This window comes from Ruegeria sp. CG4, from assembly GCF_056537185.1.
This window is the reverse complement of record NZ_JBQFRB010000005.1, coordinates 292,406-306,817: the sequence shown is the minus strand read 5'-3', so window position 1 is coordinate 306,817 and position 14,412 is coordinate 292,406. Positions and strand designations below refer to the sequence as shown.

Sequence of the window (14,412 nt, the reverse complement as noted above, 5' to 3'; positions counted from 1 at the left end):
GGGATTCGAATGAACAAGGCAATCACCGACGGCATCGTGTTTACGCCGCCTCAGTTCGCAGATGGTTTGGGCGTCTGGTCAAGCGGCGATGGCACCCCGGGGTCTCCGACATATGCCGGGTCGGGTACGGGCGCATTTGTGCCCTCGGATCCGAACTTTGCCGGATGTCTTGAAATCCTCAAAGTGAGCACGACCCAACACTTGCGCTATATGGGGCAGACGCCAATGCTGCCCGGCTGTTACCTGCAGATCAAGGCACGGGTCAAAGCCCTCAGTGGTCCCCTGCCCACCGTCAGGATCGCAGGGTGGGCCGGTGGTGCCGGCGACGTGCACGTGACCGGTGTCGTCGAACAGGGGCCTGCCACGCAATTGTCGGGGTACGGCACAGTTCATGAGATTACCGCCATTGTCGGAACTGGCCAGCGGGCTGGCGTCGACATGGCGTGGGGCGCACAGGCACTGTATGGACATTTCGGTCTGGATATCGACGGGCCAAACGGGGCCGTGGTGCGCATTGACGATCTTCAGATCACCGACATCACCAGTGTTTTTCTGCGCGACATGATCAGCATCGTGGATGTCACGGATTTCGGCGCAGTCGGCGATGGGGTTGTGGATGATTCCCTTGCGTTCGAAGCAGCCGATCAGGCGGCGGGGGGCCGTCGTGTGTTTGTGCCGCAGGGTACTTATTTGCTGGCAGAAAACACAACCATCGTGTCAGAAGTTGATTTTGAGGGCACCGTTACAATGCCCGACGACAAGATGCTGTTGCTGACCCAAGGTTTTGACCTGCCGACTTATATATCGGCCTTTGGCGATGAAGAGCTTGCTTTCAAAAAAGCGTTTCAGGCTTTGCTGAACAATTCAGATCATGAATCGCTGGATATGGGCGGGCGCAAGATTTCGGTCAGCCAGCCCATCGACATGGCCGCTGCCGTTCCCAACAAGCAAAGTGGTTTTTCAACCCGGCGCGTGATCCGCAATGGTCAGTTTGACGTCAAAAGCAGCCCGGCCTGGGACACCGAGATCTTCACCTCGGTCGCAACCTACAACCCTGCGGACCAAACCCGGCTGACAAATGTCGCCAACGTTGCGAATATTCCGGTTGGTGCCCTGGTTCAGGGCAATGGTGTCGGGCGCGAGATTTACGTCCGCTCGAAGAACGAGGGTGCCGGTGAAATCACGCTGAACGCGCCGATTTACAATGCTGCTGGCACACAGACCTTCATCTTCACCAGCTTCAAGTATCTGCTTGATTTCAGCGGCTTCGACACGCTGCGGAAGTTCGGCCTGGAAGAAATCGAATTTCAGTGCAACAGCAGATGTAGCGCCATTCGTCTGGCTCCATCCGGCAGCACGTTTGCGGTCAGCAATTGCTTTATCAGCCGTCCCATGGATCGGGGGATCACATCCATCGGAACCGGTTGTCAGGGCATGCTGATCGACAATTGCCAGTTCCTGTCCGCCGAGGAGTCCCTGAACGTTACCGATCGCCGTTCGATCGCCCTCAATGCAACAGCGAATGATGTCAAACTGCGGCACAATCGGGCGGTCCGGTTCCTGCACTTTGCTCTGTTGGGCGGCACCAACAACTTGATTCTGGGCAATCATTTCTTTCAGGGCGACAGCATTCCGCAGGGGTTGCGAACCGCCGGGTTGATCCTGACGCGCACTTACAACAGTTCGACCATTGCTGAGAACTACATCGACAATTGCTACTTCGAATGGACGAATGAACGGGATGCCGCTCCGACCTATACGTCCGGCTATTCCTTCAGCGCGCTGAGTATCACAGACAATATTTTTTACTGTAGCGAGGCGCCGTCATGGTTCAGTTTCATCGTTATCCGACCGCACGGCCCCGGCCACTTCCTGAACGGCTTCATCGTCACCGGAAACAAGTTCCGGTCTTCGAGCGGGAGTATCTACAAGGCCGAACGCGTGGACACGAGCTTTGCGGACCTGAACAATAACGCGCACATGAATGTCACGTTCCAACACAATACATTCCACGGAACGCTGACGGATTCAGAAAACCCGGTTCGGGTGCGGCACAAGCAACAGACGCCATCCTTTGCATGGGGTGTGTTGTCGGTGGGCAAGCTTCCATTCGCGGGCAAAGCGCGGGGGTGTGACGCGGTGACCACGCTTGGTCCCCTGAGAACGGTGTTTGGCAGTGTGAGCCACGCGAGCCCATATGCCGAGCTCGAACAGGGTTTTGGCGCTCGCGACGTGATCCTCCGCTGGCCAGAGCAACTTAGCGGCGAAGTATCCGTTACCCTACGCATGGACAGCTGAGGCCGACATGGCCGTCCCTGGAGGACGGCCAACTCCCGCCGCGTCAGAAATCGCGCCACAAGGCAAATTTGATCCCGACGTTGCTTTGGAAGGCATTCCGCTCGGCACCAACAACCCAAGTTGTGTTCCCGCCCTTTCGGCGGATCATCACTGACGGCCGTGCGCTCCAATAAACCGGACGGCCGGGGGTATATGTGCTTTCAAGCTGCAGCAGTGGATTGATCCATCGCTGAGATGACAGCCCCGCCGTCAGATCAAGTTTGCGAAACAGCGCATCGTGCGTGCGGTATTCCAAAGCTGCGTCGATCGCGATCCAGCCATTTCCCCAACCGCTTTCAAACCCATTTCCGTAAGACACAGTCGCCTTGTACAAGGCCCACGCGCTTTTTTGCCGGTGATGTGCGCCGACACCAAATTCGGCGGCAAACCGACCTTTGCGCCCAAGATCCGCGACCGGAGTACGGGCGAAAATCAAAGCGTGGCCATAAAGGTGTTGGTGCTCCTCGGCGTCGAGCCCAATCGTCAGGCCGGGCCGTAACCCCAATTCCGCATAAAGTGACGATTTGTATTCGTAGCCTCCATGCTCGGTCCTGAATCCAGTGATAGCAGCCGCGACAAAGCCGGTATTCTGTTCCCTCAGCCAGGCCCCGGCAAAAACCGGACCGGCCAATGTCATCAGAAAAAGGAAAAGCAAGATGCGGATCATGACCGCACCTTCCCCGAGCATGGTTAACGGATCGTTAGTTTTTCGTTTGTTTTCTGGAAACTAATTCCCGAAGACACAAAACGAAACACGAGACGTTTCCAGTTCCTGTGTTAGGCTGAGAAAAGCCAAAGGAGATTCCAGATGCTACAGATTTCAAAATCCGCAAGCGTTCAGACTGTTATCACCACATTCGAAATGACACCGGGGACCTGTCAGGACCTGCTTGAGGCGCTGACGGATGCCTATGCGGAATTCATCTCAAAACAACCGGGTTTCGTATCCGCCGGTCTGCACGTCAACGATGCCCAAACGCGGATCGCAAACTACTCGCAATGGGAACGCCGAGAAGACTTCCTTGCCATGCTCCGCACCCCTGAGATGCGCGACCGGAACCGCAAGATCAATGAGCTGTGCAAAAGTTTCGAACCGGTCATGTATGATGTCGCGGAAACATTCGGCTGATCCTGACCTGAATCAAAGACCACAACTGAACTTGGGTTCAGTCTGAAAACCTGAAACGGAGGCTCGTGTCATGTATCACAACATTCTTGTACCCATTTCGTTCGATGTCGAACGTGACACGTCCGGACCACTGAAACTGGCGCAAATTCTGGCGACCCCCGAAGCAAAGGTCACGCTGCTGCATGTCGTTGAACATATTCCAAGCTACGCGATCTCGTACATGCCGACAGAATATCTGACCGAAGCCCGAAGGGCCATTCAGGCCGAGTTGGACAAACTGGCAGCAAATATTCCCAACGCGCGGGGCGTTGTGGTCGAAGGGCATTCCGGCCGGACCATTCTGGATTGGGCGCAGGAGCATAAACCTGACCTGATCATCATCGCTTCCCACCGACCGGGCATGCAGGATCTGTTGCTTGGATCAACCGCGAACCATGTGGTGCGCCATGCGGCCTGCGCGGTTCACGTAGTACGCTGACATTCAGTCCTTCAGCATTCGCCATTCCGGGGCCAAAGCTTTGCCACAAATCCGGGCGAAGATCAGCGCGAAATGTTGAAAAGATCCGTACCACCTGAGCCCGAACTGAATCCGCGCGCCGCTCACCGGTATCGTCGGGCAGATGCGACGCGCAAAAGGGCTCTGTCCCCGATTCGCATTCTGTTCATGGTTCTGGCCCTGCCCCTGACAACTGCACTGGTCGCCGTCAACATCTATCTGCGGACGTCCGAATACGAAAGAAACGATGCCATTATTCATCTTGTGGCGATGGCGGGCTGTGACACCGTTCTGAAGATTGCCCCGGGACCATTCGTCCGGGGCCAACCAGGGTATCATGAACGCAACGATCCAAATGGCGACGGTGTCGCCTGCGGGATTCTCAATCAAGCCTCTTCGACCGGACAGACACAACAACGCCCCCCAGCCACGAGCGTGCGTTCGGTCGGTAATGCAAAATTCGTCCGGCCCTAAAGGCTGAGCACCTGCTCATCCACAAAGACAAACCGGAACCGCAGGCCATCAAACCACGATCAGTCCCCGGCTGAGGGCCGTGGCGATGGCATGGGTGGTATTCTGTGCGCCCAGCTTTGCCCGCGCGCTTTCAATATAGACACGCAGCGTGTGTTCCGAAATCGACAGGGAGTGCGCGACCTGAGCGCGACTATAGCCCAGCGCAAGCAAGGTCATCGCGTCAATCTCGCGCGGGGACAGGGCACGAGGAGCGTCCGGTTGCCGCTCACGCTCAAACTCCAGCGCCTTGCGGTTGAAGTAATGGGCAATCAGAATCAGGCCACGTCCATTTTCGGAGATGAAATCCTGCCAGGTTTCGTCATCGCAGGAATGGTTCACTGTAAACAGAGCAAACTGGCCGTTGGGACCGCGGATCGGGATGGAGTAACCCTGATTGCCGACGCCGTGCTGCTGCGCGTCCAGAAGAAAAGCCTTGGCGACCTTTCCGGACCAGTCCAGTGATTTCCAGTCAACAGGATGAAATCGCTGGAAGCACCCGATTATGACCGGGTCGATCCGGTGATAATTCTTTTCCTGATATCGCTCGGCCCAGGCGTCGGGATAGGTCGTATATCCGTATTGGTCCCCTGCCCCATCAACCCAGTGATAGATGATGTGTTCAATCTGCAGCTTGTCTCTGAGATGAACAGCGATAGCGCTTAGCTCATCAAGCGTGCTGGTGTTTTCCAAATCCTCCAGGATCTGGCTCAAATCGAGTCTTGTGACCATCCGCCGGCGCCCGCACCTCATTCTTCATGGACGCGATTTCGGCCGCTGCGATCAGCCTGGTATCGTCAAGCTGCTCGGCCAGCGCGGTCAAACCGTTTGCCGAAGCAAAGGCGTTGAGGTCCGACAATACGTCCAGTATCCACTCATTTTGCGCCATCAGGGTCTCTCCGAAACGGTTAACGAAGGGTTAACACAACCATAGCATGCATAGTGTTTTTTCGCATATTCACTGCTTTCTACTCCCCAAAAATAGCGGGGGCCGATATTGCAACTCTCTGAAAGCATTGAAGTCCCTCTAAAATAAGAAACGCCCGCGAACCAAAAATGTGATTCGCGGGCGCTGAAATTGGCTTTCGTGGACTTAGTCGCGCGCGTCCAGAACCTCTTCCAGTGTGCGCATACCGGTTCTCGGTGCCTGCACCAGAACGGACATGTTCCCGGGCTTGTGTTCGTTGCGCATCATCTTCATGTGCGCAGCAGGCAATTCGTTCCAGGAAAAGACCTCGGACATGCAGGGATCAAGACGGCGTTCGACCATCAGCTGGTTGGCCGAGGCGGCTTGTTTCAGATGCGCGAAGTGAGACCCCTGAAGTCGCTTCTGGTGCATCCACATGTAACGCACGTCGAAGGTCAGGTTATAGCCGGTGGTGCCGGCACAGATCACAACCATGCCGCCTTTTTTGACGACGAATGTCGAGACCGGAAAGGTGCTTTCGCCCGGATGTTCGAACACCATGTCGACGTTCACACCCTTGCCGGTGATGTCCCAGATCGCTTTGCCAAACTTGCGGGCCTCTTTGAACCACTCAGCATATTCCGGCGTGTTCACGGTGGGCAGCTGACCCCAGCAATTGAAGTCCTTGCGGTTCAGTACACCCTTGGCGCCCAGCCCCATGACAAAGTCACGCTTGCTTTCGTCTGATATCACACCGATCGCATTCGCGCCGGCTGTATTGATCAACTGGATCGCGTAAGAGCCCAGACCACCCGACGCGCCCCAAACCAGAACGTTCTGACCCGGCTTCAGGTCATGCGGCTCGTGACCGAACAGCATCCGGTATGCGGTTGCCAGCGTCAGCGTGTAGCAGGCGCTTTCTTCCCAAGTCAGGTGCTTGGGTCGCGGCATCAGCTGCTGAGCCTGAACGTTGGTGAACTGCGCGAACGAGCCGTCCGGAGTCTCATAGCCCCAGATACGCTGGCTGGGCGAGTACATCGGATCGCCGCCATTGCAGTGCTCGTCATCACCGTCATCCTGGTTGCAGTGGATCACGACCTCATCGCCGACTTTCCAGCGTGTGACCTTGTCGCCCACGGCCCAGACGATACCCGAAGCATCGGAACCTGCGATGTGAAACGGCTGGCCGTGGCCATCAAACGGGCTGATCGGCTTGCCCAGCGACGCCCAGACGCCATTGTAGTTGACACCTGCGGCCATCACCAGAACCAGCACCTCGTGGCTGTCCAATACAGGCACATCAACCACTTCCAGCTGCATGGCAGTGTCAGGCTCGCCATGGCGCTCTTTGCGGATGGCCCAGGCATACATTTTCTTGGGGACATACCCCATCGGAGGGATCTCACCCATCTCATAGAGGTCTTTTTCAGGTGCCTCGTACGACGCGATACCGCTGTCGGTGTCCAGAGCCATGTTGGCCTCCTTTAATCAGTTCGTTTGCCGCGACGCAGAATCGCGCCCGTTAACCGATGGAATATTGGCCATCGAGTAACATTGCAATAGATATTGACACTGTTTTTGTAATTTTATGACCCAGCAGTTGCAGAAAGACCTTTCGCTTCTGCAGCATAATACGTCTCGATTTCCTTTGGCGCAGAGGCGGCATAGTAGTTCAGAAGATCCAATCTTTGCCCTGAGGATGAGATTTTTCCGTCAACCTGTCGCAATACCCTGCGCTCGACCAACTGGTTGACAGCGGACGTTATCGCATCGCTGTTGGATTCGGATCCGCCTCCGTCCCGCTGCATGAAGCGGGCGATCAGGTCGGTCAGCATTGCACCGGACATCTCACCATGTTCGCGCACAAGCCAACAGGCTGCAGGCGCAGGCACCAGGGGTATCGCCTCACCAATACGCGCCATCAGCAGACGTGCGAGATCGGTCATAAGATCCTTGCTGCCACCTGCCCGATAGGCCCGCAGCGAAACAGGCTCGCCATAGCGCACAGAGGCAAGGCCGAACCTTGTGTATCGACCAATAATGCGCCGCCAGACCTGCTTGAGCATCCAACGCGTCACAACCCCGATCCTTGCGCGAAAGCGCCGCTCGCTTCCCAGCGCGGCCCGGGTCAGAATCGTATCTTCCAGCACGCGATCATAGTTCAGCGCCACGGGAACAAAGACCACATCCCGTCCATCGGATGTGGTCCCGTCTATGATGTATTTAAGCAAGCCAAGCTTGGGCCGCCCCAATGCGCCGGTCAGGCTCAGCCCGCCTTCGGGGAACATCGCCTGCGTAACACCGGCCTCGGTCGCATGACGCACATAACAAGCCAGTACATGACGGTAGAGGTCACTTCCCGACTTTCGCCGGATGAAATACGCGCCCATGGCCCGGATCAGGCGGCTCAGCGGCCAGACGCGCGCCCATTCTCCGACCGCGTAAGACAGTGCCGATTGCTGCGCTGCCAGGTAAGTGACAAGTACATAATCCATGTTGCTGCGATGGTTCATGACAAAGACAACCGTCGCGTCGGGATCTATTTTCTTTAAGGCGTCCTCATCCTGATGGCTCAGTCGGACTTCGTAAAACGCGTTGCTCAGCAGGCGCGCGATACGGATGGCAAAGCTGAAATAGGCAAAGGCTGAAAACGACGGAACGATCTCGCGGGCAAAGCGGCGGGCCTGCTCGAAAGCAACGCCTTCGGGGATACCTTGTTCACGTGCATGTTGCTGCACCGCATAGCCAACCTGTGGGTCGTAGATAAGCCTTTCGATCATGTCATGCCGCCGAGCCAGCTTGAACGGCTGAATTGGTCTTTGCAGCCGCTGGTTCAGGCGCGACACGGCCCGCTCCAGGCGGCGGCGAAAAAACCAGCGCACCGACGGGAACAGAAAATGCGACGCAAAAGTGACCGCAGCGAAGACCACGATCAGTACAAACAGCCAAAGCGGAAGTTCCACGGTCTGCGTCATGGCGGCACAGTGCCATTATTCCAAAACACCTACAATCTGAACAATTCGGGATGCCGCAACGCAGCGAATTGACATATCCCAAAAATTGCGCTTTAGAACCCTTAGACGAAATTATGTTGCCCACCCAAACGCGAGGCCCACCCATGACGCAGATGCAGAAAGACCGCCCCTGGCTCATCCGAACCTATGCTGGTCATTCCACCGCACAGGCCTCGAACGCGCTGTATCGCAGCAACCTGGCCAAAGGGCAGACCGGCCTGTCCGTTGCCTTCGATCTGCCGACTCAAACGGGGTATGACAGCGATCATACGCTGGCACGGGGCGAGGTGGGTAAAGTGGGTGTGCCCGTCTGCCATCTGGGTGACATGCGGGTTCTGTTCGACCAGATTCCGCTGGAGCAGATGAACACCTCGATGACGATCAACGCCACCGCGCCCTGGCTGCTGGCGCTTTATATCGCCGTGGCCGAAGAACAGGGCGCGGACGTTTCCAAGCTGCAGGGCACGGTTCAGAACGATCTGATCAAGGAATACCTGAGCCGCGGCACCTATGTCTGCCCGCCGAAACCGTCGCTGAAGATGATCGCTGACGTGGCCGAATACTGCTACACCAACGTGCCGAAGTGGAACCCGATGAACGTGTGTTCCTATCACCTGCAAGAGGCTGGCGCGACACCTGAACAGGAACTGGCCTATGCGCTGGCCACCGCTATCGCCGTTCTGGACGAACTGCGCCCGCGCGTTCCGGCCAAAGACTTCCCCGCGCTGTGCGGACGAATTTCGTTCTTTGTGAATGCGGGAATCCGCTTTGTCACTGAAATGTGCAAAATGCGGGCATTCGTCGACCTTTGGGATGAAATCCTGCAACAAAGGTATGGGGTCGAAGACCCCAAATTCCGCCGATTCCGCTATGGCGTTCAGGTGAACTCTCTTGGTCTGACCGAGCAACAGCCGGAAAACAACGTCTATCGCATCCTGATTGAGATGCTGGCCGTGACGTTGTCGAAAAAGGCGCGCGCCCGGGCGGTGCAGTTGCCTGCTTGGAACGAAGCATTGGGTTTGCCACGGCCCTGGGATCAGCAATGGTCGATGCGGATGCAGCAAATTCTGGCTTATGAAACCGACTTGCTTGAGTTTGGCGACCTGTTCGACGGCAACCCGGCGGTGGATTCAAAGGTCGAGGAACTGAAAGAGGGCGCGCGGGCCGAGCTGGCAAACCTCGAATCGATGGGCGGTGCTGTTGCCGCGATCGAATACATGAAATCGCGGCTGGTGGATTCCAACGCGGATCGCCTGAACCGCATCGAGCGCAATGAGACCGTCGTGGTCGGCGTGAACAAATGGACCGAAGGCGAGCCTTCGCCGCTGCAAACCGAAGATGGCGGCATCATGGTCGTCGACCCGGCGGTCGAACAGGAGCAGATCGGGCGGCTGAACGACTGGCGGGCGGACCGCGACGACAACGCAGTCGCAGCGGCTCTGGCGGCGTTGCGCGAGGCTGCGCAATCCGGGGCCAACGTCATGGAACCCTCGATTGCCGCCGCCAAGGCGGGCGTAACAACCGGCGAATGGGCCGAAGAGATGCGCAAGGTGTACGGCACCTATCGCGGCCCGACCGGCGTTTCGGGCTCGGTCTCGAACAAGACCGAAGGCCTGGAGGATCTGCGGGCCGCGGTGGACGCGGTCAGCGACAAGCTGGGGCGGCGTCTAAAGTTCCTGGTTGGCAAGCCGGGGCTGGACGGTCATTCCAACGGAGCCGAACAAATCGCCTTCCGTGCCCGCGATTGCGGTATGGATATCAGCTATGAGGGCATCCGCCTTACGCCCGAGGAAATCGTGACGGCCGCGATCGAGGACGACGCCCATGTCATTGGCCTGTCGATCCTTTCCGGCAGCCACCTGCCGCTGGTTCAGGATGTCATGGCCCGGCTTCGCGAAGCCGGACTGGATCATATCCCGGTCATCGTCGGCGGCATTATTCCGGATGACGATGCGGCAAAACTGAAATCATTTGGCGTTGCCCGAATTTACACGCCAAAAAATTTCGAACTGAATGCGATCATGGGCGATATTGTCACCTTGGCCGATCCAAAAAACCTTGCAGCGGAATAACGCACAAAACCGAGATTAATTCCCAGTTTCTATTCCCAAACCCGAATGAATGGATTACGGCATTGTTCGGGATGCGAAAGGCCAATTGGCCTTTCGTAAAATAAATGAATGGGAGAGAAATAATGGGGATCAATCTGGACAATATGTCCCGCAAGGACCTGTTGGAATTGCGCGATCAGATCGAAAAGGCACTTAAAACAGCGGAAAAACGCGAGCGCCAAAACGCCTTGAAAGCGGCGGAACAAGCTGCCGCCGAATTTGGGTTTTCACTGGCCGAATTGTCGAGCGACGCGCCGCGTGGACCCAAAGGCTCAAAAGCCAAGGCAAAATACCGTAATCCGGCCGCACCCGAACAGACCTGGTCTGGCCGCGGTCGCAAACCGCAATGGGTACATGACGCGCTGAAATCGGGCGCGGATATCGCAGATCTGGAAATCTGACAGGGCTGGCCGGAAAATGACTATTCATATCGGCGCTGAAAAAGGTGAAATCGCTGAAACCGTTCTTTTGCCCGGTGATCCGTATCGGGCAAAATGGGCGGCGGAAACGTTTCTGACGGATGTCAGAAAAATCAATGACGTGCGCGGAATGCTGGGCTTTACCGGCACCTGGAAGGGAAATCCTGTAACCATTCAGGGCAGCGGTATGGGAATGCCGTCCCTGTCAATTTACGTCAATGAACTGATCCGTGATTATGGCGCGAAAACCCTGATCCGCATCGGCTCGTGCGGTGGAATGCAGGACAGCGTCAATATCCGTGACGTTATTCTGGCCATGACCTCGACCACCCTCAGCACGCCTTCGCGCGGGATCATGAAGGAACTGAATTTTGCCCCCTGCGCCGATTGGAGCTTGTTGCAGGCCGCAGCCAGCGCCGCGCAAGCTAAGGGCACGACCACGCATGTCGGCGGCATCTATTCTTCGGACGTATTCTACGATGAGCGTCCCGATCTGAATGAACAGATGGTCCGGCACGGCATTCTGGGCGTCGAGATGGAAGCCGCAGAGCTGTATATTCTGGCCGCCCGCCACAAATGCCGGGCGCTGGCGGTTCTGACCGTTTCAGACCATTTGCTGACCGGCGAGGCGCTGCCGTCGTCAGAACGTGAAAGCAGCTTTGGCGACATGGTCGAAATCGCATTGCAGGCCGCGTTCCCGGACGCAACGTGACCAAACTAGGGGCGATCCTTTCGCCCCTTATTGCCCCGTCAGGCTAACGCCCATGCGATCGGTCATACCCGTTCGGATCAGGGCTTGCCCAGCCGTCCAGCGCACCGTCCAACGGGGCAAAGACTTCAACCAGCAACGGATGGCAGGTTGCGGTATCCGAAGAATGCACGGATGAACAATCCCCGCCCGGACATGCGCTCAGATTGCCTAACAGGTCGATCTCGGCAAAGAACTCCAGGTAATCGCCCGGACGGACGGGTGACGCCTTCATGAAATACTGACCGGTATCTCGTGTGAATCCGGTGCACATGAAAACGTTAAGGACGTCGTGAACTGCCTGCTCAGCCTCGGACATCTCAATTCCCAGATGGTCCGCGAGTGCGCGGGTCAGATTGGAGTGGCAGCAATGGTGGTATTGCGTCCCCGACAACAGGTTTCCGGTGTAAGGATCACACCGGGTTCCAATCACATCATGTACGGACCCGCCAAATTCGTCGATCCCGTACCAGTCCAGCGTGTCTTCGACAATCGTGGCCAGAGGGCGCAGGTTGGGAAAGCTTGACCACATCCGCTCTCCGGCTGTCAGATGCGTGCCATGCAGGGCGCGGGACTTTCCGGAATAGAATCGTTCCGATAAGTCGTTGAGATTCCATATATTCAGATCGCCGACCTGCGGCCCTTCGACAGAGGTGATGCGAAAAAAGTGGCCTGCGGGCACCTCGAAACACCGGGCATCGCGCGGGGGCACCAACACGTCATCCGTCTTGATCGCTTTCTTGCGGGCGCGCCGGTACAGCGCAAGATCAGGCATGGGCAAAGTGTCATTAGGATAACAGATCACCGGTTTTATCGCCCGGCGGGCCGCAGCATCTTCAGGGGGCAGAGCCATCAACAGTCCATCCAGCTTTTTGGCCAGAGTGCCTCATATCACGTGACCTGAAAAGCCTCGGCGTTCCGACTAAGCCTGATTCCTCAGGCATTGCTTGGGCTGATCATTTGTTTGGACAACGGCTCCACAAAAAGCGCAGGACCACGTGCCCTCTTTCAGATGCTGACGCCACCGGCAATCCCGGGTCAGAGACGAATGGCGCGACCTCCAAAAGAAATAGGCAAAAACACCCGCAGCAAGCAAAAGCAAAAGCACTGGCATGGTTCTGCTTTGCTCATCTGCCGGTGAATTTCAAGAGGGTTGCCCTTGCCGCACGCATCAAGCTGCGTTTGCGTATTCGAACAACTCAGGCTCACTCGCAGCCAGCCTCAGCACAGGTTCCGGCGTGTAATAGGCCCAGGCCTGACCCAGAATTTCCAATGCTTCGGACGCGTTGATCTTTTTGTTGTCTTTAGATTTTTTCATCGGAGTGGCCCCGTTAGATCCTGTCACTCCTCCCTGTCGCAAAGATATAGCTGCAGGGTCACCGCTACATCATACAATTTTGCAGACGGGCAATGCGCTTGCCGCAAGGCGGCAAGCGCATATTGTCGTGTTTCGATTAAACGGCGCGCTCAACCATCATTTTCTTGATCTCGGCAATAGCCTTGGCCGGATTAAGCCCCTTGGGGCAAGTCTTGGCGCAGTTCATGATCGTATGGCAGCGATACAGCTTGAACGGATCTTCCAAATCATCCAGGCGCTCACCCGTGGCCTCGTCCCGGCTGTCGATGATCCACCGATAGGCGTGCAGCAGAGCGGCGGGGCCGAGGTAACGATCACCGTTCCACCAGTAGCTGGGGCAGGATGTCGAGCAGCTGGCGCACATCACACATTCATAAAGACCATCCAGCTTTTTGCGGTCCTCGATGGACTGCTTCCATTCTTTCGCTGGGCGGTTGGTCTTGGTCTCGAGCCACGGCATGATGCTGGCGTGTTGCGCGTAGAAATGCGTCAAGTCGGGGATCAGATCCTTGACCACCGGCATATGCGGCAGAGGATAAATCTTCACGTCGCCCTTGATCTCGTCCATGCCATAGATACAGGCAAGCGTGTTGATCCCGTCGATATTCATTGCGCAGGAACCGCAGATGCCTTCACGGCAGGAACGGCGGAACGTCAGGGTCGGGTCAATCTTGTTCTTGATATAAATCAGCGCGTCCAGAACCATCGGGCCGCAATCGTCCATATCAACGAAATACGTATCCACGCGCGGGTTCTGCCCGTCATCCGGGTTCCAGCGATAAATCTGAAACTTGCGCACGTTGCTGGCGCCGTCCGGCCTGGGCCAGGTTTTTCCTGTCGTGATACGGGAATTCTTGGGTAGGGTAAGTTGTACCATTTCCGACCTCGTGAATTTCACGGCCATTGATACATACTGCAGCGCAAAAAGCCAACAGTATAGCCATTGAAACAGCCGAATAAATTGGGAAATTTGACCTTTACAAACCTTTCTGCAGCACTGAGATTATTTGATGTTTTGAGACGGAAACCTAACTCATGCCGCCGACAAAAGTAGCCAACATACCTTTCGGCACCGGGAATCCGTATCAACACATGATGTACCAGAAATGTGGGCCGGAATTCATCCTGCGCGGAGCTCGGAATGGAGAATTCGCAACCTTTGGTCAGCCGGAATTCAGGAAACAGCACGGCATTGTTCATTTGCATTGGGACGATCGGTTGTTTCAAAGCAAAGACGGGCTGGCTGACTCCCATATTTTGCGTTTTCAGATAGCCCACGACAATCTGAGCCAGTTTCAGGACAATGGCGGCCGGGTTATCTGGACCATTCACAATCAGGTCGCGCATTCGAATCCCGGTGAGATTGAGTTATTCAGAGCCAGTC

16 protein-coding genes are annotated in these 14,412 nt (G+C 56.4%); 7 read left to right on the top strand and 9 right to left on the bottom strand.

Going from position 1 to position 14,412, the window contains the following annotated elements:
- Positions 1–9: 9 nt before the first annotated feature.
- Positions 10–2,298: a glycosyl hydrolase family 28-related protein gene (locus ACR0J2_RS15470; RefSeq protein ID WP_480813118.1), complete on the top strand. Its 2,289-nt coding sequence runs from the start codon at positions 10–12 to the stop codon at positions 2,296–2,298.
- Between the two features lie 43 nt (positions 2,299–2,341).
- On the opposite strand, the gene ACR0J2_RS15465 is transcribed toward ACR0J2_RS15470, so the two are convergent.
- Entirely contained in the window at positions 2,342–3,004 is a 663-nt protein-coding gene (locus ACR0J2_RS15465) for a hypothetical protein (protein ID WP_480813117.1), read from the bottom strand.
- 141 nt (positions 3,005–3,145) lie between these two features.
- Here ACR0J2_RS15465 and ACR0J2_RS15460 point away from each other — a divergent pair, with 141 nt between their 5' ends.
- From ACR0J2_RS15460 to ACR0J2_RS15450, 3 genes are all read left to right on the top strand, one after another.
- Positions 3,146–3,466: an antibiotic biosynthesis monooxygenase family protein gene (locus ACR0J2_RS15460; protein WP_170614428.1), complete on the top strand. Its 321-nt coding sequence runs from the start codon at positions 3,146–3,148 to the stop codon at positions 3,464–3,466.
- 70 nt (positions 3,467–3,536) lie between these two features.
- A complete protein-coding gene (locus ACR0J2_RS15455) occupies positions 3,537–3,944 on the top strand; it encodes a universal stress protein (protein ID WP_170614427.1) in 408 nt (135 codons plus the stop codon).
- A 72-nt stretch (positions 3,945–4,016) separates the two neighbouring features.
- Entirely contained in the window at positions 4,017–4,436 is a 420-nt protein-coding gene (locus ACR0J2_RS15450; RefSeq protein ID WP_480813116.1) for an excalibur calcium-binding domain-containing protein, read from the top strand.
- A 48-nt stretch (positions 4,437–4,484) separates the two neighbouring features.
- On the opposite strand, the gene ACR0J2_RS15445 is transcribed toward ACR0J2_RS15450, so the two are convergent.
- The 4 genes from ACR0J2_RS15445 to ACR0J2_RS15430 all read right to left on the bottom strand — a co-directional run bounded on the left by ACR0J2_RS15445 (position 4,485) and on the right by ACR0J2_RS15430 (position 8,354).
- Complete coding sequence (locus ACR0J2_RS15445) at positions 4,485–5,204, bottom strand: LuxR family transcriptional regulator (protein ID WP_170614425.1); 720 nt, start codon at positions 5,202–5,204, stop codon at positions 4,485–4,487.
- On the bottom strand, positions 5,143–5,361 hold the full coding sequence (locus ACR0J2_RS15440; RefSeq protein ID WP_170614121.1) for a hypothetical protein: 219 nt from the start codon (positions 5,359–5,361) through the stop codon (positions 5,143–5,145). Before ACR0J2_RS15440 ends, ACR0J2_RS15445 begins: the two co-directional genes overlap by 62 nt.
- A gap of 204 nt (positions 5,362–5,565) precedes the next feature.
- Entirely contained in the window at positions 5,566–6,852 is a 1,287-nt protein-coding gene (ccrA, locus tag ACR0J2_RS15435; protein WP_170614424.1) for a crotonyl-CoA carboxylase/reductase, read from the bottom strand.
- 113 nt (positions 6,853–6,965) lie between these two features.
- Positions 6,966–8,354 (bottom strand): 1-acyl-sn-glycerol-3-phosphate acyltransferase, encoded by a 1,389-nt coding sequence (locus ACR0J2_RS15430; RefSeq protein WP_480491315.1) that lies wholly within the window; start codon positions 8,352–8,354, stop codon positions 6,966–6,968.
- 143 nt (positions 8,355–8,497) lie between these two features.
- On the opposite strand from ACR0J2_RS15430, the gene ACR0J2_RS15425 reads away from it, so the two are divergent.
- The 3 genes from ACR0J2_RS15425 to deoD all read left to right on the top strand — a co-directional run bounded on the left by ACR0J2_RS15425 (position 8,498) and on the right by deoD (position 11,635).
- On the top strand, positions 8,498–10,465 hold the full coding sequence (locus tag ACR0J2_RS15425) for a methylmalonyl-CoA mutase family protein (RefSeq protein ID WP_480813115.1): 1,968 nt from the start codon (positions 8,498–8,500) through the stop codon (positions 10,463–10,465).
- A 122-nt stretch (positions 10,466–10,587) separates the two neighbouring features.
- Complete coding sequence (locus tag ACR0J2_RS15420; protein ID WP_170614421.1) at positions 10,588–10,905, top strand: H-NS histone family protein; 318 nt, start codon at positions 10,588–10,590, stop codon at positions 10,903–10,905.
- A gap of 16 nt (positions 10,906–10,921) precedes the next feature.
- Complete coding sequence (gene deoD / locus ACR0J2_RS15415; RefSeq protein WP_321249246.1) at positions 10,922–11,635, top strand: purine-nucleoside phosphorylase; 714 nt, start codon at positions 10,922–10,924, stop codon at positions 11,633–11,635.
- Between the two features lie 43 nt (positions 11,636–11,678).
- Here deoD and ACR0J2_RS15410 read toward each other — a convergent pair whose 3' ends face one another.
- The 4 genes from ACR0J2_RS15410 to ACR0J2_RS15395 all read right to left on the bottom strand — a co-directional run bounded on the left by ACR0J2_RS15410 (position 11,679) and on the right by ACR0J2_RS15395 (position 14,375).
- Positions 11,679–12,524 carry an urea carboxylase-associated family protein gene (locus ACR0J2_RS15410; RefSeq protein ID WP_480813114.1) on the bottom strand — a complete coding sequence of 282 codons (846 nt, stop codon included), beginning with the start codon at positions 12,522–12,524 and terminating at the stop codon, positions 11,679–11,681.
- A gap of 318 nt (positions 12,525–12,842) precedes the next feature.
- Positions 12,843–12,989 (bottom strand): hypothetical protein, encoded by a 147-nt coding sequence (locus ACR0J2_RS15405; RefSeq protein ID WP_480813113.1) that lies wholly within the window; start codon positions 12,987–12,989, stop codon positions 12,843–12,845.
- A 136-nt stretch (positions 12,990–13,125) separates the two neighbouring features.
- Positions 13,126–13,905, bottom strand: a complete 780-nt coding sequence (locus ACR0J2_RS15400; RefSeq protein ID WP_480813112.1) for a succinate dehydrogenase iron-sulfur subunit — start codon at positions 13,903–13,905, stop codon at positions 13,126–13,128.
- Between the two features lie 17 nt (positions 13,906–13,922).
- Positions 13,923–14,375 carry a hypothetical protein gene (locus ACR0J2_RS15395; RefSeq protein ID WP_480813111.1) on the bottom strand — a complete coding sequence of 151 codons (453 nt, stop codon included), beginning with the start codon at positions 14,373–14,375 and terminating at the stop codon, positions 13,923–13,925.
- Positions 14,376–14,412: the final 37 nt, after the last annotated feature.